Consider the following 19,385-nt stretch of genomic DNA (forward strand, 5'->3'; position numbering starts at 1 on the left):
GAAAGATAAGCTTGAATTCTGTAGCAATCTTGTAGTAATCTAAGTTTTTGTCGCCTAAAACGACCATAAAATGTAGCTTTGCATGCTTATGGGCATATTTACGACGGGCATGGAGTATACAGGGTGGAGCTCAGAGGAGAAATTACTACCGCTTTTAATCGCTTATCAGCAGGCAGTCGATACCAGTATAATTTCCTCTATTACAGATATCAAAGGCGAAATTATTCATGTGAACAGGAAATTCTGTGAGGTGTCGAAGTTTAGTGCTGAGGAGCTGATTGGAGAAAATCACCGGGTCATCAATTCCGGTTACCACCCTAAAGAATTCCTGAAAAATATGTGGAAGACGATTCGTGAGGGAAAGGTCTGGCACGGCGAGATCAAGAACCGGGCTAAAGATGGATCCTTCTATTGGGTGGACAGTGTAATCGTTCCCATCAAGGACCTGCAGGGGAAGCCTGTTCAATACCTTTCGTTAAGAACATTGATCTCTGAGCGTAAAGCGAAGGAAGAAAGAGGCCGTGAGGAGCAAATAAAAGCGATGGAAGAGATGCTTTACAAGATCTCTCATGAAGTGAGGCAACCGGTGGTTCAGATCCTGGGTTTGTCAGATTTGTTTGAGCATCACATCGATTCCGAAGAAGACCTGAGAATGACCATAAGCGGAATTAGGCGTTCAGCAGTTCTGCTCGATAATTATACGAGGGAACTTGCCGGATTTGTACATAAGATTAGGAATGAACAATGAGAATAGCGGTTATTAGTGATATTCATGGAAATTTGCCGGCCCTGAAAGCGGTATTGGATGATATTGATTTGTTTCACGCAGATGCAATTTATTGCCTGGGCGATTTAACCGATGGTGCGCCCTGGAATAATGAAGTCGTTGAATTGATCCGGAGCAGGGCAATTCCAACCCTGATGGGAAATCACGATGAGCGCATCGCCTTTGACCATCCTGTGTTTTCCTTGAGTAAACACAGCAAGGTGGAACAGGAGGCGAGATTAAATACGATTAACCATACCAAATCAACCCTCAGTATAGCCAACAAAGAATTTCTGGCAGGTTTGCCGGCAACGATCAGGCTGTCTTTTGGAACTGTTTCTATTTTGCTCGTTCATGGAAGTGCGGAAAGCAATGAGGAATATATCTATGAACAGCACGATGAAGCAGCATTGACGAAAATGCTGGATGACCAGGGCGCGGACCTGATGGTTTCAGGACATACCCATCTTTCTTTTATCCGGTACTTACCAGGAGATGGAGTTTTTAAAAATAAGTTGGTGATCAATGCCGGATCCGTAGGCAGGTCTAAAGAAACCGATCGTAAGGCATGTTATCTGCAGCTAAACATCCCAGATCTCCTGGAAGGAAGCGGTTTGGAAGCGGTCATTCCTGTGATTCGCAAAGTATCCTACCCAATTGGGGAAACTATCGAGGGGATCAGGAACAGCGATGTGCCTGATTTTTATGCTGACTTTTTGGAACAGCAGGAGCAGAAGGTTTAAAATCTACAAGGATTTAGCTTTTTCTGGTAAAACTGTAATGGTTCATTTTTTTGTACTCGGAAGGATTCATTCCCTTATGCTTTTTGAATACCCTGTTTAGGTGGCTGGCATCTGTAAAGCCGAATTCAAAGACGATGTCATTGATCTGCATGTCAGTGAAACGGAGACGGGTTTCGATCAGCTTTAGCCGGTATTCCGAAATGTATTGTTGCAGGCTTTCTCCTGTTTTGCTTTTAAAGTATTCGCTGATATAGCTGGGAGAGATGCTAAAATGAGCCGCCATCTTTGTCGCCCTTAGCTGTTCCGGAAGATAAATATGCTGATGAATGTAATTCAGCAGCTGAATCGGATAATTTGTTGCTGCTCCCTTTACAGAGGCATGGGTATCCATGCTCAGGTTTCTCGCGGCAATAGTGATGATGGTGTTGATGAGTTGTTTGATCACTTCCCCCTCATGTGGCCGGGGATCCTGTTGTTCCCTGATTAATGCCTCTGCCATTGCCCTGATTAAGGGCTTATCGGAAATGTTGTTTAAAATACAACCCGGCAAATGATTGTGACTATGAAACAGAAATTCAAGCTTTTGGACCCATTCTTTGCTCAGACCTTTTAAATAGCTTTCATTAAAACGGATCATAAAGAAACGGGTAGGGGAATGAATTTCAAAGCCATGCACATCCTGAGGAAATATTAAGAATAACTTATTGGCACTATAAGGTAATTTATGACTGTTGATGCTTTGGATTCCCTTTCCATCAAGGATGAAGACCATTTCAAAAAAGGTGTTTTTATGTTCCCTGGCCGAATAGCTGGTCAATTCCAGGTATTCCAGTTCAAATGGCTGATATAGATTCTTTATTTCCATTCCTGTAAACTTACAAATCAATCCAATGATTGTACAATGGTTATTTGTTTATTCTCTTCAATTTTGTGGTATCAAATTTATTCAAAAAGACAGAGAAATGAATACTACCACTTTTTTATTACTGAGATTGGGCGTTGCTGCGAGCATGTTTGGACATGGCCTGGTGAGGCTCCCTAAGCTTGCTGCCTTTAGCCATTGGATGCTGGGGAGCTTCGAAAAATCAATGCTGCCCAAAGTATTGGTGCTTCCGTTTAGTTATGCCTTGCCAATTGCTGAATTTACAGTTGGATTGTTATTATTGCTTGGCTTATTTACCAAATCCGCCTTGCTTGCCGGAGCTTGGATCATGCTGATCCTGATTTTGGGAACAGCAATGGTAGAAAATTGGGAGGCGATTCCATCACAGTTAATTCACCTTGCTTTTTTTGCATTGCTGATTCAGTTTGTTGCTGATAACAATTGGTCTTTGGATCAGTATTTCCGGAAATGAAAAAAGGAGCAATTTTGCTCCTTTTACTGAAATTTTATTTGCTGAAGCTATCTGCGACAGCCTTTCCGCGCCAGCTCTGTGGTGTTTTTAGTCCGAGAATCCAGGCAATGGTAGCTGCTGTGTCATAAGTGATGATGACATCTTTGATCTGGTGATTTTTCTTAATGCCAGGTCCATTGATGACCCATGGGATCTGCACCTCATCCAGTGATTTGCCTCCATGACCTTTTCCCGTACCACCATGATCGGCAGATACAATGATGATCGTTTCTTTTTCAATGCCTGCGTCTTTTACCGCCTGCACAATTTTTCCTATCCTTGCGTCTACCTTTTGCAACTGCTCATAATAAGCAGGAGTCCGGTGACCAATCTCATGACCGGTATGGTCTGGCTCATCCAGGTGTAAGAATGTGAAATATGGTTTGTCTCTTTTAATGATTGCGGCAGCAGTATCTGCACAGAAATCATCTTTGTCTTCGCCTGGCACCACAATGCTAATGGCATCCTTCTCTACTAAAGGGCCAATTCCCGGCCAGCTGTAAATTACTGCGGTTTTAGCATTTGGCTGCTGATCTCTGATCACGCTGAAAATAGAAGGAAACAAGCCGTATTTTGTGGTGGTTACAGAAGGAATTTCCGGAGTTTTACTTCCCCATTCGGTATAACCATGTTCGGTTGGTCCGGCACCCATTAGCATAGAAGCCCAGTTTACGGCACTTGAAGAGGGGAGGACAGATCTTGCCTTCAGACTGGATGCACCAGTCTCCATCAGCTTTTTCAGATGTGGCATTTTAGCGTCAGGAACAGCATAGGCCCCGAAACCATCACAGCCAATCAGTACGACGTGTTTAACATTCTTGACCTGTGCCTGTAAACTTAGGCTGATGCAAAGCAGGCAAAAAGAAATAATTGATTTTTTCATTTGTGTTGTTATTTGTGGTTTTATACTTGATTTCTATTCATTTTCAACGAGTAAAAGACCTTTTCATGAAGACCTCAAATCTACACGATGTGGCTTTGTTTTTTTGAAATGTTAAATATATGTGTTATGATGTTTAGTTTTATTAAACATTGTGATTTATTTTCATCACTGCGGTACGGAGAAAGCAAGCTTTTTTTTCGGGATTACAAAGACCTGTTAAAGAGGATCTGATGGTAATTGCTATTTTTGAAGAATGCCGGTGATTGGTATGATCGCCATAGTTTTGCCTGGCATCTAAACGTTAAGAGATTTAAAATGGAAATTAATATTTTAGACCAGCAACTGTCGGGGCTAAGACCTGAGTTTTATCAAGAGCTTCTTCCCCCGCTTCAAGGCTCGGAAATACAGGCGCTGGAGCAGAAATACCAGCTGACTTTACCGGAGGATCTAAAAATCCTGTATTCCTGGAAGAACGGGCAATCTGCAGGTTCTTTTGATTCCTTTGTGAATAATTCGACCTTTCTTTCTTTACAGGAAGCATTGGAAATCGCTGCTGAATTGACCAGTATGATCGGATATGATTTTGAAATCGAAAACTGGTGGAATAAAAATTGGATTCCTCTTTTTCACAACGGAGGAGGGGATTATATTTGTTATGATCTGGAGGGTTTGTTTACCGGAAATGCCGGTCAGTTGATCACGTTCTGGCATGCGGAGGCCGACAGAGATGTAATTGCTCCCTCTCTTAAGGAATTTTTGAAAGCTATAACCCGTTATTATGAAGCTACTCCCACAACGGCATATGATGAGTTTTTTGAGGCAGATGAGATTGAGGGGTATCCGAAAAATTTTGAGGTCTAATACCAGTCAGGCTAAATAAGAACGCTAAAGAAAAAAGATATTTCAAAAAAAAAGGCGTTGAACCTAGATTCAACGCCTTTTTTTTGAAGGTATCCAGCAATTACCAGCCCTTGATCGCTCCGCCTTTAAAGGCCTTCTGTGCGGCTTGTTCTACTTCTGCTGATTGATAAGCTTTGACAAATTTCAATACTTTTTCTGCGGTTTTGTTGTCTTCTCTTGCCACAATTGCATTTACATATGGAGAGTCTTTATCTTCTACGAATAAACCGTCTTTTTCAGGACTCAGTCCCACCGGAGCTGCAAAAGTATTGTTGATGATGGCGATGGTTACATTCTGATCGTCCAATGCCCTTGGCAATTGCGGAGCTTCCAGTTCCAGTATTTTAAGCTTTTTAGGATTGTCCGTGATGTCATTTACAGTAGGCAGCAAACCAACTCCGTCTTTAAGTTTTAAAAGACCGAATTTCTGCAACAGCAACAATGATCTTCCACCATTGGTGGCATCGTTGGGAATGATGATGGTGCTTTCGTCTTTAAGTTCAGTCAGTGACTTGATCTTTTTAGAATACCCTGCTAACGGATAAACAAAGGTATTTCCAACGATGGCAAATTTATAACCGCGTTGTTTGGTCTGAACATCAAGATAAGGCTTATTTTGAAAAACGTTTGCATCAATATCTTTCTGATGAAGGGCTTCATTCGGCATCACATAATCGTTAAACTGAACGAGCTCGACTTCCAATCCGTATTTTTCTTTTGCTACTTTTTTTGCGGCCTCAGCAAGGCTATATTCCGGTCCTGATTCTACACCTACCTTAATGTGGTTAGGATCATCCTTTTTTGCTCCGCCTCCACAGCTGAATAACAATGCTGAACTGCTAAGAAGGGCTAATGTGGCGAGGAATTTGATTTTTGTATTCATGTGATTAAAATATTTGAGGTGATGCTTATCTGTGGTCTACTTTTTTGGCGATGAAATCTCCGAGAAACTGGATTAAAAAGACCAGCATGATCAATAGGATCAATACGGTATTCATCACGAATACATCATAGCCGACATATCCATATTGATAACCAATCTGGCCCAGTCCGCCTGCACCAACTGCACCGCCCATTGCCGAATAACCGACAAGGGTGATCAGGGTAACTGATGCGCTGTTGATGATGGAAGGAAGTGCTTCAGGTAACAATACCTTATATACAATCTGGAAAGGGGTTGCGCCCATTGCCCTTGCAGCTTCTACCAATCCGCCCGGAACTTCTATCAGGCTATTCTCTATTAAGCGGGCAATAAAAGGGGCCGCGCCAATACTTAAGGGAACGATGGCTGCTTCCACACCAATAGAGGTACCTACCAATGCTCTGGTAAAAGGGATCATCCAAACGATCAGGATGATAAATGGAATGGAACGAAAGATGTTAACGATCACCGAAATGACGTTGTTTAGTGTCCTATGCTCCAAAACCTGGCCTTTCCTGGTCAGGTAGAGCAATACGCCAGTTGGCAATCCTATTAAGAAACCAAAAAAGCCGGAAACAAAGGTCATGACGATGGTTTCCCAGGCTCCTTTGGCAAGGAGTAAAATCATTGAATCAGACATAACCTAAGACTTCTACTTTAATATTTTTGTTTTTATAAAATTCAATAGCCCGAAGACTGTTTTCCTGTGTTCCGAATACTTCAATGAGCATTACCCCAAATTTAACACCTCCGGCGTAATCCATTCTTGCACTGATCACATTACTGTCGATCTGAAAGAGTCTTGCTACTTCCGACAATACAGGGTCGTCTACCGACTGACCTGTAAATTCCAGCTTCAGGAGCGGGCGTTTATCTGCTGCCGGTGCTGCAACCAATCGTTCTTTATAATCAACCGGGATTTCCAGGTTTAAAGAGGAAGCAATGAATTCCTTTGCCAATGCGGTTTTGGGATGTGAAAATATTTCACTCACAGCACCCTGTTCAATCAGCTGACCTTCACTAATGACGGCAACCTCATCACAGATGTCTTTTACCACATCCATTTCATGGGTAATCAGTAAAATGGTGATGTTTAGTCTTTTATTGATGTCTTTTAATAAGGCCAGAATTGATTTGGTCGTGGCAGGATCCAAGGCACTTGTGGCTTCATCGCAGAGCAATACTTTGGGGTTGCTGGCCAGGGTTCTGGCAATGGCCACGCGTTGTTTCTGACCGCCCGATAAGTTGACGGGATAATCATGGTGTTTTTCATCCAGACCAACTAAAGAGAGTAAATCTGAAACCCTTTTTTGGATCTCCTGTTTTGGCGTATGGTCCAGTTCCAAAGAAAAGGCTACGTTCTCAAAAACAGTTCTGGAAGAGAGCAGGTTGAAATGCTGGAAGATCATTCCGATGTGTCTTCTTGCTTTTGCCAGTTCTTTTGACGAAAGGTTTATCAGGTTTTGTCCGTCTACGATCACCTCGCCGGAGGTCGGTTTTTCGAGCAGGTTTACACAGCGGATCAGGGTACTTTTTCCCGCTCCGGAAGCACCAATAACACCGAAAATCTTGCCTTCAGGTACAGTTAAGGAGACATCCGACAGGGCAGTGATCGCTTTTGTTTTCTGATAAAACTTCTTCGTTATATTTCTTAATTCAATCATTGCCCGGAAGTTTTTTTTACAAAGATAGCGTTTCAGGGCATTGAAACGCTATTAATTCTATGGCACAAGTATAGAATAAAATCCCTGGATAATGAAATGAAAGAAAACTTCTATATTGGAGCCGTAATTGACCACACTAAAATGCAAGAGGATATCCTAAAATTTCACTTCGACAAGCTACCGGTTCTGGAATCAGAAAGACTTTTATTGCGCGAACAAACGCTGGATGATGCAGCGGCATTATTTAAAATAAGAAGTAGTGATGCCGTAATGAAATACATCCCGAGGCCTAAACCGAAATCTATAGCGGATATTGAGGCGCTGATCAATGAAATTCAGGAGAATTTTCTGAAACACGAAAGTCTGGGTTGGGTCATCACTTTAAAAGAAAAGCCGGAATGCTATGTTGGCCATATCGGATATTGGAAAATTGATGCGGCCAATTTCAGGGCAGAGATTGGCTATTTGCTGGATCCGGATTTCTGGGGACAGGGAATTGCAGGAGAAGCATTGTCTTTAGTGACTGATTTTGGGTTCAATGCTGTTGGTTTGCATTCGATTTGTGCGGTAATCGATCCCGAAAATCAGGCTTCTGCACGTGTGCTGCTCAAAAGTGGATATGTAAAAGAAGCCCATTTTAAGCAGGACTTTTATTATAATGGTCAATTTTTAGACAGTGAAATCTATTGTAAAGTAAATGCCTGAAATCCGGCTGGAAACTTATATCAACGCAGACATTAACCTGGTGTTCGACTTATCAAGGAGTATAGATCTGCACCAGATCTCGACGGCAGATACAGAAGAAAAGGTAGTAGGAGGAAGGTTTTTCGGATTAATCCTGATGGGAGAGCAGGTCACCTGGCAGGCACGTCATTTTGGTCTGGTTCAACAGCTGACCTCTGAAATAACAGCGCTCAGCGCGCCCGATTTCTTTGTGGATGAAATGCGGAAAGGTGCGTTTAAATCATTTAAACACGAACATATCTTTAAATTTAATGGGCAGCAAACAGTGATGACAGATGTTTTTACTTATGTATCACCATGCTGGATTTTTGGACAGATGGCCGATCATTTGTTTCTCAAAGCATATATGAAACGGTTGTTGTTTAAAAGAAATCTGGTGATTAAAGCTTATGCTGAAAATGGCCGGGGAGCTGAATTGCTGGGTCAGTAATTCTCAGAAACAGTGTGGCTTAACTAATTTTTTTCATTTCCTGTAATCCTTTCGGGTCTTCCATGACTAATTGGGAAATGTTAATGTGATTCTATGATACAACAAAAAGAATTCTTAAAAAATATAAATGATAACCGGGGGATCATTTATAAGATCATTAATCTGTATGTGGATGATGCGGAAGATAGAAAGGACTTATATCAGGAGATTGTTTTCCAGTCCTGGAAGTCATTTCAAAACTTCAAAGAGGAATCCCGTTTTTCTACCTGGAATCCCTGACCTCGTCCTATACGCTTCCGGTATTGTTGCTCCTTGGGATCCCGTTAATTTATCTCGCAGAAAAAATGAATAAGTTTGCTTTTGGGAAGTATATCGACAAACTGAACGCTCATCTTAAAGCGATGGAATCGGAAGTTTAAAATGTGATATTTTGGATTCATTTGCTTCACAATTTGCATTTAAGCCTTGTTTTCAATAGTTTTAGAATCGCAATGATAAATTTAACGTCCACAAAGGACGATTTTATTCAGATACTTATTTAGATAATGAAGCTTCAAAAACTATTCTTAGTCATCATATTTACCTCATTTACAACGCTTGTTTTTGCGCAAACCAGTGCAGAGTTGAAAAGGAATAAGGAAGCGATACAGCGGGAAATTGAATTGCTGCAGAAAAATCTGAATGAGACTTCCAGTAGTAAAAGGCTAACAATGGGCCAGATCCGCACGGTAAATGCAAAGATCAGGCTGATGCAGAATAAAATTTCGATCATCAATTCTGAAGTGAAAAATCTGGACAATCAGATTCATGAAAACAGCAATGAGGTACGTTCCCTGAAAGGACAGCTGGGACAGCTTAAAAAGGAATATGCAGGGATGATCCGCTTTGCACAGCGAAACAGGAATTCCTATGATAAAATGATGTTTGTGTTTGGTTCCGAAGGATTCAATCAAGCCTATAAAAGAATTAAATACCTGCAGCAATTTGGTCAATACCGAAAGAAACAGGCAGATTATCTTCAGGGTACACAAAAGAACATAGAATATAAAATCGGTGTACTGGATAAGAATTTAAAAGCGAAGAGCAGTCTGTTGTCTGAGCAGGAGCAGGAAAAGGTCAAGCTGAGTAAAAACAAATCTGAGCAATCGGTGATGTTAAACCAGATCAGTAAGCAGGAAAAGCAATTCAAACAAGACCTTGCGGCAAGGAAAAGAAAGCAGGCGGATATTGACCGCGCAATCAGGAATGCCATTCAGAAAGAGATAGAACTTGCGAGGAAAAAAGCCGAAGAAGAAGAACGGCTTGCTGCCCAAAAAGCAGTTGCGGAAGGTCGCCCTGTCCCTGTTGCCAAAGAAAAAAACAACAGCAGCTACCTGACTGCTTCACCTGAAGCAGCGAAGCTTTCTGCGGGCTTTGAAAACAACAGGGGGCGTTTGCCATGGCCTGTTGGTCAATATTCTATTCTGGAGCGTTTTGGGTCACATACCGAAGGTCGTGCCACTTATAATAACGATGGAATCAATATCCTGACCGAAAATGGCGCTTCTGTGAAAGCGGTATTTGAAGGGAAAGTGCTGTTTGTCCGTGAATTGTATGGTACTTACATCGTTGCGGTTCAACATGGAGAATATTTTACGATCTATCAAAACCTGAAAACGGTAAGTGTGGCTAAAGGCGACAAGGTCGAAACGAAACAGAGTTTAGGTGTGGTTGCTTCGAAAGAAGATGGACCGGTACTCCATTTCGAAATTATGCGTGGTCAGAACAAACTCAACCCAGAGGCCTGGATCGCAAAATAACCCGGATATTTCTTAGAATTTTCATTTAGATGTCATAACATCTAACATTGACCTTCATACTGACCAAAACTGTATAGGAAGTCAGATGTTAGCTTTATCTTTGGCCACGCTCTACAACTTAATCTATTCAGTATTAACTAAGTTAACCGGAATCGTGTACATAGCATATCAACAGTCAGTAACAGTTTGCACTGTTACCCTAACCCGCAATAACCCTTCTCCAAACGAGGGAAGGACTGCTTTTGTTTCTGGATCTTCTCATTTGTTTGGGAAATAAGGATCGTTTATGAGACAACACTTTAACAAGTCGATCAGCATCCTTGCATTATTCTTCACACTGGCCGGTACGGTTAGTGTTTATGCACAGCAAACCAGGGTTAGCGGTACGGTGACCGATGCAAGTACTAAAGAAACCCTGCCTTACGTCTCCTATTCGATTACGGGAAGTACCCTTGGGGGAAGAACCGATGCGGATGGGAAATTCAATATCAGCCTTAGCGGAGATTATAGTACCTTGAAATTCAGCTATGTAGGGTATAAGCCGATAACTAAGGTCATCAAAGTGGGGACGGCTCAGGTACTGAATGTACAGTTGCAGCCGGAAGCAATGCTGATGAATGAAGTGGTGATTACCGCTGGAAAAAAGCCCCGTTACCGGAATAAAGAAAACCCGGCAGTAGAGCTGATCAGGAAAGTGATTGCCAATAAGGCAAAAAACAGAATGGAGCATTACGACTTTGTGGAATATCAGAAATACGAACGGATGATGTTCTCTTTGAGCAACCTTTCTGATAAGTTTCGAAACAAACGCATGTTCCGCAATTACCAGTTCCTGTTTCAGGAACAGGATTCTACAAAAATAGGGGGAAAGAATGTGCTTCCTGTATTTCAACAGGAAAAACTGAGCAACAACTACTTTAAAAAGAACCCTGAAAAGACCAAAACAATCGTTATTGCCGATAAAAGAGTGAATTTTGATGAGCGTTTTATTGACAATCAGGGCCTAAGCACTTATTTCGATAGGATGTATCAGGATATTGATATCTATGATAACAATATATCTGTGGTGAGCAACCAGTTGCTCAGTCCTATTTCAGACGGCGCGCCCAGCTTCTATAAATTCTTCATTACGGATACCATTAAAAACCACAATCCACAGCTGGTAGAACTTGCTTTTACGCCGAGGAATAACAGCGATCTCCTGTTTGAGGGGAAGCTTTACATTACCTTGGATGGAAACTATGCGGTTCAGAATGCCTTTCTTACGGTAAATAAGAACATTAACCTGAATTTTGTCCGCGCATTGGAGGCTAAACTGGATTTTGAGAAAAATCCTGACGACCGTTATCACCTGAGTAAAAGCAACCTGATTGTTGATTTCGGCCTGAGTAAGAAAGCCGGAAGTGGGTTTACGGGAGAAAGAACAGTTACCTTTAAAGATTATAAGGTCAATAACCCGCGTCCGGACACGACGTATAGAGGAGCCGGACAATTGGTGGTCGTCCCTGATGCAGACAAGCGGTCTGAGCAGTTCTGGGCAAATAACCGCCCTGAACCCCTGAGTTCAGGCAATATGAAAGTATATGGCAACCTCGATACACTTCAGTCTATTCCTTCTTTTAAAAGGACAATGGATGTCGTCACCTTATTCTTTGCGGGTTATAAAGATTTTGGTCCCTTTGAAATGGGACCTGTCAATACTTTTTACAGTTTCAATGGGGTAGAAGGCTTTCGCCTTCGCCTGGGAGGAAGGACGACGCCTTCATTAAGCAAGCGTTATTATTTTGAAACCTATGCTGCTTATGGATTTAAGGACGATAAATGGAAATATTTCTTAAGTGGAACTTATTCTCTGAACAACAAATCGATCTATGCTTTTCCGCAAAATTACCTCAGGGCAAGCTTTCAAAGAGATACCAAGATTCCAGGGCAGGAGTTGCAGTTTGTACAGGAGGATAATTTCCTGCTTTCCTTCAAAAGAGGAGAGAACAACATGATGCTTTATAATGATTTCTACAGGCTCGATTATGTACATGAGTTTGAAAATCATTTTTCTTATACACTGGGACTGAGGAAATGGCAGCAGACGCCTGCAGGATCCTTGTATTTCAGTAATTTCCCTGACAATGGCATCATTGGCCGGACCAATCAGATCAGTACTTCTGAGATCAGCTTAGGCTTGCGTTATGCACCACATGAGAAGTTTTATCAGGGGAAAATTTATAGGGTACCAATTATAGATCGCTTTCCGGTCTTTAATTTTCGCTATACCGCTGGCATAAAAGGCGTATTGGGAGGGGAATACAATTATCACAATTTCATGGCAAGTGTGGACAAGCGTTTTTACCTTTCACAACTTGGTTATGCAGATGTAACGGTAGAAGGTGCTTACATCGCAGGGAAAGTTCCTTTTCCGCTGTTGGCGATCCACCGTGCAAACCAGACCTATGCCTACCAGCTTAATTCTTACAACCTGATGAACTTCATGGAATTTGTAAGTGATCATTACGCAAGTGTCAATATCGATCAGAACTTTAATGGATTCTTTTTTAATAAAATCCCTTTACTTAAAAAGCTGAAATTGAGAGAGGTGGCCTCGTTTAAAGTATTGTATGGTGGTTTACGTCGCGAAAATGATCCGGCATTAAACAGTGGGATCATGCAATTTGTCCGTAATGAAAACGGAGTGCCGGTTACCAATTCTCTGAATAGAGATCCTTATATGGAAGGTAGTGTTGGGGTAGGAAACATCTTTAAAGTGCTCAGGGTAGATGCGGTGAAAAGATTCAGTTACCTGAATAATCCTGAAGTATCGGGCTGGGGCATTCGGGCAAGGGTTAAATTTGATTTTTAAGCGGGAAGAAGCATTGCTTGCTCCTTAGAAATAAGCACATGAAACAAAAAAAGCTGGTGATTTATTATCAGCTTTTTTTGTTTGTCTTCATCTTTAATATTTATAATCATGATTTGTATTGCTGTTTATTGATGCGTTTGTTTGATTTATAATTAAATTTTATAGTAATTTTGCGACTTATTCGAAAATTTTATATAAAAATGAAACTAAATTTTACTCTTTTAATGCTGTTGCTGGCTGTTGCTACTTCTTGTAAGAAGACTTCAAATGTTGACCTTACGCTTTCTACAAGCGGAAAACTGACTTATAAAATGCTGGATGATGCCGGCAAAGGCTTGCCAAATGTAAAAGTCTCCTTATTCGATTACATTAATGATTTTGGAAACGGTACTATCCTGTTAGATACCCGCTATACTGACCAAAATGGCCTTGTAGATTTTGGAGACCTTAATCCAAAAACTTATATGGTTGTTCCTGACTCTCCAATGGTAAATAAGGTGAAATATGTCCCTAAAGAGTTTATACAGGTGATTACGGGAAAAACAAAAGATAAAGAAGTGAAAGTTTCAGATTATTCCGGAACCTATAATTTTGCAGTTAAAAACTCCGGCAACAGTAATTTTCCACTAAAAAATGTTGGGATACTCATGATTCCATCAAACAAGTTCAGCTATGGTCCATCAGCAACCCTCTATTTTAATGTTGCTGATTTTAAAGGTGTTAGCAATGATCTTGGACAGGTTTCATTTAAGGTTCCTTCTAATAAGTACTATACTATTTTCTTATACAATACCATTACAAATGCCTCTATGGGTACGGTAAATAACTATACCATAGAAAATAATGCGACCGTTAATATGCCTTTGTATGTCTATTACTAGTCAATTGATGAGGAAATATAAGCTGATGTTGTTGCTGGTCTTTGCTACTGTGGCTATCTCTTGTGAAAAAGTCACAAATGTGAGGCTGGTTGAGGGGGAAAGTTCAGGGAAAATGAGCTATAGATTGGTGGATGATTCCGGTGCTGGTTTGCCAGGTATCAGGGTTGGTGTTTATAAAATACGGTCTCATTCGAGCGATACTTACTTTGATCCCTCTTCCTTGTTAGATAGTGTGAGAACTGACAAGGATGGAGTGGCCGTTTTTCCGATGTTAGCGCCCGCTAATTACCTCGTAGTCCCTGATTCACCTAAGTTGAATAATGTGCTTTATAATATCAGTGAATTTGTACAGGTGGTTGCTGGTAAAGAGAAGAAAAAAATAACTAAAATATCTGACTTTTCAGGAGTGCTCAGAGTGACGCTGAAATCTAGTCTTGACTATATTACACCCATACGTAGTATGGGGATAGCCCTTATTCCTTATAATCCACTCATTGTCAGGCCTAATAACTTAAAGGAGTTGTTAGATGGCGCAACCATTAAGGGCGTTACAAACCATGAAGGGTTCGTTTCGATAAAAATCCCGGCAGATATCAGCTACAGGGTACTGATATATGGCTTGTATAACAAAACGATAATCTATGGATCTGACGAATATCGGGTTCAAAAAGATGGAATAGCTTATTCTGGCCTCTATATGGATCCCACCAATCAGTAAAATCCAATTCGCAAGTCATTGCTTCAAAAGGCCATTAGATCATCTCTAATGGCCTTTTCTTTGAATGCATATTCTGTAATATTGTAAATTTTAATCATTTGATTAAATCAAATAAATAATTATATATCTTTGTATCATTATATAAAGCGGAAATCATCATATGGCAAAAATGGAAAAGCTGGAAACAGCAGATAGCTCTACCGAAGAGAAGATTAAAGAGGCGGCGGCAAAAGTCTTTACACAGAAAGGATTTGCGGCTACACGGACCAGAGACATTGCGGAGGAAGCAGGAATTAACCTGGCTTTACTCAACTACTATTTCAGGAGCAAAGAGAAGCTGTTTGATCTGGTAATGATGGAAAGTCTTCAGAAATTTCTATTGGGAGTGAGAGACATTCTGAATGATGTGAACAGTTCATTGACAGAAAAAACAAGCCAGTTGGCAAGCCATTATATTGACTTGCTGAAAGTCAATACTGACCTTCCATTATTTATATTAAGTGAGATCAGAGCGAACCCGGCAAGGCTGGAAGCGAACATGGGAGCGAAGGAGATTTTGGTGCAATCTAACTTCTACAAACAGCTTGAAGCGACCACTAAAAAGAAGGTCGATCCGGTACATTTTTTAATGAATATCTTCGGGCTTACGGTCTTCCCTTTTGTAGCAAGTCCACTCTTAAGGATCATTGGAGAGAAGAGTAAAACAGAGTTTGATGCGCTGATGGATGAGCGCAAAAAGATGATCCCGATCTGGATTGATGCGATGCTGAAAAGCATATAAAATTTTTTGATATAACGTTAATCAAATGATTAAAACAAATTAATAAATTAAGATTATGAAGCATATATTCAGTACTTTATGTCTATTTATCTTGTGTAGTAGTGTAGGTGCTCAAGAGCAAGCCTCTCTTTCCATTGAGGAGAGCTATAGTTTGGCAAGACAGCATTATCCGCTGCTAAAACAGCTGGAACTGATCGCTAAAACGGAGGCCTGGTCCCTTGGAAATGCGGCGAAGGGATACCTTCCTCAGCTGAACATCAACGGGCAGGCGACCTACCAATCGGAGGTCACCACCATCCCGATTCATATCCCCGGAATGAACATCCCTCAGCTGAGTAAAGACCAGTATAAGCTATACGGAGAAGCCACGCAATTGCTCTTTGATGGTGGCATGATCAGACAGCAGCAGGAATCCCTGAAATCCAGTTCCGGGATAGAAACTCAAAAGGTAGAAGTGGAGCTGTACAAGCTGAAAGAACGGATCAATCAGGTGTTCTTTGGGATCCTGGTGCTGAAGGAACAGATCCAGCAGAATGAACTGCTGAAAAAAGACATCCAGCTGGGCATCAGTAAAACGGCTGCTGCCATTCAAAACGGGATCGCTTTAAAGAGCAGTCTGGACATCCTGCAGGCAGAGTTGCTCAAAGTAAAACAGCGCGGCACGGAGCTGAAGTTTACGCTGAAAGGGTATGCAGATATGCTTGCTCTGTTCATCGGCAGGGAACTGGATGAGCGGACAGATTTTATTAAACCGGAGCCTGTTGTTAAGGCCCTGACAATACTCCGGCCGGAATTGCAGCTATACGATTTACAACGCAGGAGCATGGATGTTCAGGAAAAAATTATCCGCGCTAAAAACATGCCCAGGTTCAACTTATTCTTTCAGGGTGGCCTCGGCAGACCTGCGCTAAATATGTTAAATAATGATTTGGAAACCTTTGCTATAGGTGGTCTTAGATTAAGTTGGTCTTTAGCTGGTCTCTATACCAGAAAAGGAGAGAAGGCGATCCTGGAACTCAACCGTAAAAACATAGATCTGCAAAAGGAAACCTTTCTTTTGAATACGGGGTTTACCCTGAAACAGCAGAATGCAGAGCTCAGTAAATTGGAAGAACTGCTGTCTGCCGACGATGAAATTATTGAACTGAGGACAAGGACAAAGAATACCTTTTATGCGCAGCTGACGAACGGCGTCATCAATAGCAACGACTACCTGAGAGAGGTCAATGCCGAAGATCAGGCGAGGCAAAACAAGATCCTTCATGAGGTTCAACTGCTCCTTGCCCAATACAGTCAAAAAACAACTACAGGAAATTAAATTTCTAAACAGACAGTCATGAAAACATTTTTATTAGTATCGGCAGGTTTCCTTCTATTGGCTTCCTGTAATGGAAAAAAGACCGTTTCTGACGCATCAGGGACTTTTGAAGGACTGGAAACGATCGTTTCCGCGGAAGCTGCAGGGCGGATTAATAACCTGAATTTAGAAGAAGGTCAGCTGTTGAAAGCAGGGGATACGCTTGGGCATATCGACAGTGTCCAGCTTTACCTGAAGAAAAAGCAATTGCAGGCACAGATCAATGCGGTATTGGGAAAGAAGCCCGACATTCCGGCACAGCTGGCTGCTTACCGGGAGCAATTAAAACAGGCGCTGCACGAGCAGGAAAGGCTGAGCAATCTGGTAAAGGCCGATGCGGCTACTCCGAAACAACTTGACGATGCCCATGCACAGGTCGCCATCATCAGGAAGCAAATTGCCGCGCAGGAATCCAGTCTGGGCATTATCTCCAGCGGCCTTAATAAAGAAGCCATGCCACTAACCGCCCAGGTCGAACAATTGAATGATCAGCTCTCGAAAAGTAACCTGATTAACCAGGTAAACGGAACAGTGCTGACCAAATATGTGGAGGCCGGTGAAATGGCTGCTGTCGGAAAACCTTTGTATAAAATAGCTGACCTTTCTACGATAATTTTGCGGGCTTACTTTACTTCTAACCAGTTGTCGTCGATAAAATTAGGACAGAAAGTTAAAGTGTTGGTTGATGCGGCTGAGGGCCAGTATAAAACCTATGAAGGGGTCATCGAATGGATCAGTGCCAAAGCCGAATTTACCCCCAAAACCATCCAGACTAAAGAAGAACGGGCGAACCTGGTTTATGCAGCGAAGATTAAGCTGAAGAACGATGGTTATCTGAAAATAGGGATGTATGCGGAGGTCAGTTTATAAGCAAGGTTATGGAAAGTTTATATGCCATTGAGCTTCGTAAAATCACTAAAACCTACGGCAAAGAAAAGCAGGTAGCAGTAGATGAGGTTTCCTTTCATGTCAATAAAGGGGAGTTGTTCGGATTGATCGGACCAGATGGGGCAGGTAAGACGAGTGTTTTCAGAATCCTGACCACGCTGTTGCTGGCAGAGCAGGGCGAGGCCTGGGTGGAAGGCTTTGAAGTCAGAAAAGATTATCGGGAGATCCGGAAGATCGTAGGCTATATGCCGGGAAAGTTCTCCCTCTATCCGGACCTTACGGTGGAAGAGAACCTGAACTTTTTTGCGACGGTTTTTGATACTACGGTGGTAGAAAATTACGAGCTGATTAAAGACATCTATGTTCAGATTGAGCCTTTTAAAGCCCGTAGGGCTGGAAAGCTTTCCGGTGGAATGAAACAAAAGCTGGCCCTATGTTGCGCGTTGATCCATAAACCAAAGGTCTTGTTTTTAGATGAACCGACCACAGGAGTAGATCCGGTATCGAGAAAGGAATTCTGGGATATGCTCAGAAAGTTGAAAATGCAGGGGATCAGCATCATCGTATCTACGCCTTACATGGACGAAGCATCGCTCTGCGACCGGATTGCGCTCATTCAGCATGGCGAAATCTTGTCTGTTGATACACCGGAAAACATGATAAAGAACTATCCTGAGCAACTTTATGCGATAAAGGCAAATCAAATGTACCTGCTCCTGAAATCACTCAGGAAATATCCTGAGGTGCTGGATTGTTATGCTTTTGGGGAATATGCTCATGTTTCTTTCAAAAATGCTTTTGAAGCCGACCCGCTGGAAGCTTACCTCAGGAAAGAAGGTTTATCAGAGATAGAAATGAAGCCTGCAACGGCCAGTATCGAGGATTGTTTTATCAAACTATTGAAACCCTAATGAAATGAAGGAAATCGTCATCAAAACAGATCGGCTCAGTAAGCGCTTCGGCGACTTCATCGCGGTGAATGAAATTAGCTTTGAGGTGCAAAAAGGAGAGATATTTGGCTTTCTGGGTGCCAATGGTGCAGGGAAAACAACAGCCATGCGGATGCTCTGCGGGCTTTCCATTCCTTCTTCCGGAAAGGCGGAAGTTGCAGGTTTCGAGGTGTATAAGCAAACAGAGCAGATCAAAAGAAACATTGGCTATATGAGTCAGAAGTTCTCTTTATACGAAGACCTGACGGTATTGGAGAACCTTAGCTTTTTTGCTGGCATTTACGGTTTGACTAATAAAGAGATCAGGGAGAAAAGTGAGGCATTAATTGAACAGCTGGGCCTGAAAAAGGAAGCAAAGAAACTGGTGGCCGGATTGCCCCTGGGATGGAAGCAAAAGCTTTCTTTCTCCGTTGCGGTATTACATCAGCCAAAGATTGTGTTTCTTGACGAGCCTACCGGAGGGGTGGACCCTGTTACCCGACGACAGTTCTGGGACCTGATCTACGAGGCTTCAGCGAAAGGGATTACCATTTTTGTGACGACGCATTATATGGACGAAGCAGAATATTGCGACCGGGTGTCTATCATGGTCGACGGAAGGATTGCTGCGCTGGATAGCCCTTCAAAGCTCAAAACCCAATTTAAGGCAGGCACAATGGACGAAGTTTTTTACCAGCTGGCCAGAGGAGCCAAACGAAGCGATTAAAACCC

21 protein-coding genes are annotated in these 19,385 nt (G+C 42.0%); 16 read left to right on the plus strand and 5 right to left on the minus strand.

From position 1 onward, the window contains the following. Positions 1-109: 109 nt before the first annotated feature. Positions 110-748: a PAS domain S-box protein gene (locus AAFF35_RS10570; RefSeq protein ID WP_342332427.1), complete on the plus strand. Its 639-nt coding sequence runs from the start codon at positions 110-112 to the stop codon at positions 746-748. After that, on the plus strand, positions 745-1,509 hold the full coding sequence (locus AAFF35_RS10575; RefSeq protein ID WP_342332428.1) for a metallophosphoesterase family protein: 765 nt from the start codon (positions 745-747) through the stop codon (positions 1,507-1,509). Before AAFF35_RS10570 ends, AAFF35_RS10575 begins: the two co-directional genes overlap by 4 nt. Positions 1,510-1,522: 13 nt before the next feature. On the opposite strand, the gene AAFF35_RS10580 is transcribed toward AAFF35_RS10575, so the two are convergent. Then, positions 1,523-2,374 carry an AraC family transcriptional regulator gene (locus AAFF35_RS10580; protein WP_342332429.1) on the minus strand — a complete coding sequence of 284 codons (852 nt, stop codon included), beginning with the start codon at positions 2,372-2,374 and terminating at the stop codon, positions 1,523-1,525. Between the two features lie 97 nt (positions 2,375-2,471). Between AAFF35_RS10580 and AAFF35_RS10585 the strand changes: the two genes are divergently transcribed. Beyond that, positions 2,472-2,864 (plus strand): DoxX family membrane protein, encoded by a 393-nt coding sequence (locus AAFF35_RS10585; protein ID WP_342332430.1) that lies wholly within the window; start codon positions 2,472-2,474, stop codon positions 2,862-2,864. Positions 2,865-2,898: 34 nt separating this feature from the next. On the opposite strand, the gene AAFF35_RS10590 is transcribed toward AAFF35_RS10585, so the two are convergent. Next, positions 2,899-3,786, minus strand: coding sequence for an alkaline phosphatase (locus tag AAFF35_RS10590; RefSeq protein WP_342332431.1), 888 nt, complete (start codon positions 3,784-3,786; stop codon positions 2,899-2,901). A 315-nt stretch (positions 3,787-4,101) separates the two neighbouring features. Between AAFF35_RS10590 and AAFF35_RS10595 the strand changes: the two genes are divergently transcribed. Further along, entirely contained in the window at positions 4,102-4,647 is a 546-nt protein-coding gene (locus AAFF35_RS10595; protein WP_342332432.1) for an SMI1/KNR4 family protein, read from the plus strand. Positions 4,648-4,747: 100 nt separating this feature from the next. Here the strand turns inward: AAFF35_RS10595 and metQ are convergent, their stop codons facing one another. Genes metQ through metN form a run of 3 tightly spaced genes read right to left on the minus strand, consistent with a single transcriptional unit; the run spans position 4,748 to position 7,272 of the window. Beyond that, positions 4,748-5,569 carry a methionine ABC transporter substrate-binding lipoprotein MetQ gene (gene metQ, locus AAFF35_RS10600; RefSeq protein WP_342332433.1) on the minus strand — a complete coding sequence of 274 codons (822 nt, stop codon included), beginning with the start codon at positions 5,567-5,569 and terminating at the stop codon, positions 4,748-4,750. A 25-nt stretch (positions 5,570-5,594) separates the two neighbouring features. Continuing rightward, positions 5,595-6,248 (minus strand): methionine ABC transporter permease MetI, encoded by a 654-nt coding sequence (locus AAFF35_RS10605; RefSeq protein WP_074610130.1) that lies wholly within the window; start codon positions 6,246-6,248, stop codon positions 5,595-5,597. Then, complete coding sequence (metN, locus tag AAFF35_RS10610; protein ID WP_342332434.1) at positions 6,241-7,272, minus strand: methionine ABC transporter ATP-binding protein MetN; 1,032 nt, start codon at positions 7,270-7,272, stop codon at positions 6,241-6,243. Before metN ends, AAFF35_RS10605 begins: the two co-directional genes overlap by 8 nt. 96 nt (positions 7,273-7,368) lie before the next feature. Between metN and AAFF35_RS10615 the strand changes: the two genes are divergently transcribed. The 12 genes from AAFF35_RS10615 (at position 7,369) to AAFF35_RS10670 (ending at position 19,380) form a co-directional block, all read left to right on the plus strand. Next, a complete protein-coding gene (locus AAFF35_RS10615; protein WP_342332435.1) occupies positions 7,369-7,977 on the plus strand; it encodes a GNAT family N-acetyltransferase in 609 nt (202 codons plus the stop codon). Further along, entirely contained in the window at positions 7,970-8,446 is a 477-nt protein-coding gene (locus AAFF35_RS10620) for an SRPBCC family protein (RefSeq protein WP_342332436.1), read from the plus strand. The genes AAFF35_RS10615 and AAFF35_RS10620 overlap by 8 nt, the downstream gene beginning before the upstream one ends. 93 nt (positions 8,447-8,539) lie before the next feature. Continuing rightward, positions 8,540-8,725, plus strand: coding sequence for a sigma factor (locus AAFF35_RS10625; RefSeq protein WP_342332438.1), 186 nt, complete (start codon positions 8,540-8,542; stop codon positions 8,723-8,725). 266 nt (positions 8,726-8,991) lie between these two features. After that, a complete protein-coding gene (locus tag AAFF35_RS10630) occupies positions 8,992-10,245 on the plus strand; it encodes a peptidoglycan DD-metalloendopeptidase family protein (protein ID WP_342332439.1) in 1,254 nt (417 codons plus the stop codon). Positions 10,246-10,531: 286 nt separating this feature from the next. Next, positions 10,532-13,099: a DUF5686 family protein gene (locus AAFF35_RS10635; protein ID WP_342332440.1), complete on the plus strand. Its 2,568-nt coding sequence runs from the start codon at positions 10,532-10,534 to the stop codon at positions 13,097-13,099. Between the two features lie 200 nt (positions 13,100-13,299). Further along, positions 13,300-13,980, plus strand: a complete 681-nt coding sequence (locus tag AAFF35_RS10640) for a hypothetical protein (protein WP_342332441.1) — start codon at positions 13,300-13,302, stop codon at positions 13,978-13,980. Next, a complete protein-coding gene (locus tag AAFF35_RS10645; protein WP_342332442.1) occupies positions 13,967-14,698 on the plus strand; it encodes a hypothetical protein in 732 nt (243 codons plus the stop codon). Before AAFF35_RS10640 ends, AAFF35_RS10645 begins: the two co-directional genes overlap by 14 nt. Before the next feature lie 160 nt (positions 14,699-14,858). Further along, positions 14,859-15,479 (plus strand): TetR/AcrR family transcriptional regulator, encoded by a 621-nt coding sequence (locus AAFF35_RS10650; RefSeq protein WP_342332444.1) that lies wholly within the window; start codon positions 14,859-14,861, stop codon positions 15,477-15,479. 55 nt (positions 15,480-15,534) lie between these two features. Beyond that, positions 15,535-16,797 (plus strand): TolC family protein, encoded by a 1,263-nt coding sequence (locus AAFF35_RS10655; protein WP_342332445.1) that lies wholly within the window; start codon positions 15,535-15,537, stop codon positions 16,795-16,797. An 18-nt stretch (positions 16,798-16,815) separates the two neighbouring features. Then, a complete protein-coding gene (locus AAFF35_RS10660; protein ID WP_342332447.1) occupies positions 16,816-17,706 on the plus strand; it encodes an HlyD family efflux transporter periplasmic adaptor subunit in 891 nt (296 codons plus the stop codon). A gap of 8 nt (positions 17,707-17,714) precedes the next feature. Further along, positions 17,715-18,635 (plus strand): ABC transporter ATP-binding protein, encoded by a 921-nt coding sequence (locus AAFF35_RS10665; RefSeq protein ID WP_342332448.1) that lies wholly within the window; start codon positions 17,715-17,717, stop codon positions 18,633-18,635. Positions 18,636-18,639: 4 nt separating this feature from the next. After that, positions 18,640-19,380, plus strand: coding sequence for an ABC transporter ATP-binding protein (locus tag AAFF35_RS10670; protein ID WP_342332449.1), 741 nt, complete (start codon positions 18,640-18,642; stop codon positions 19,378-19,380). The last annotated feature ends 5 nt before the right edge of the window (positions 19,381-19,385 follow it).

Source organism: Pedobacter sp. FW305-3-2-15-E-R2A2 (assembly GCF_038446955.1).
Lineage (GTDB): Bacteria > Bacteroidota > Bacteroidia > Sphingobacteriales > Sphingobacteriaceae > Pedobacter.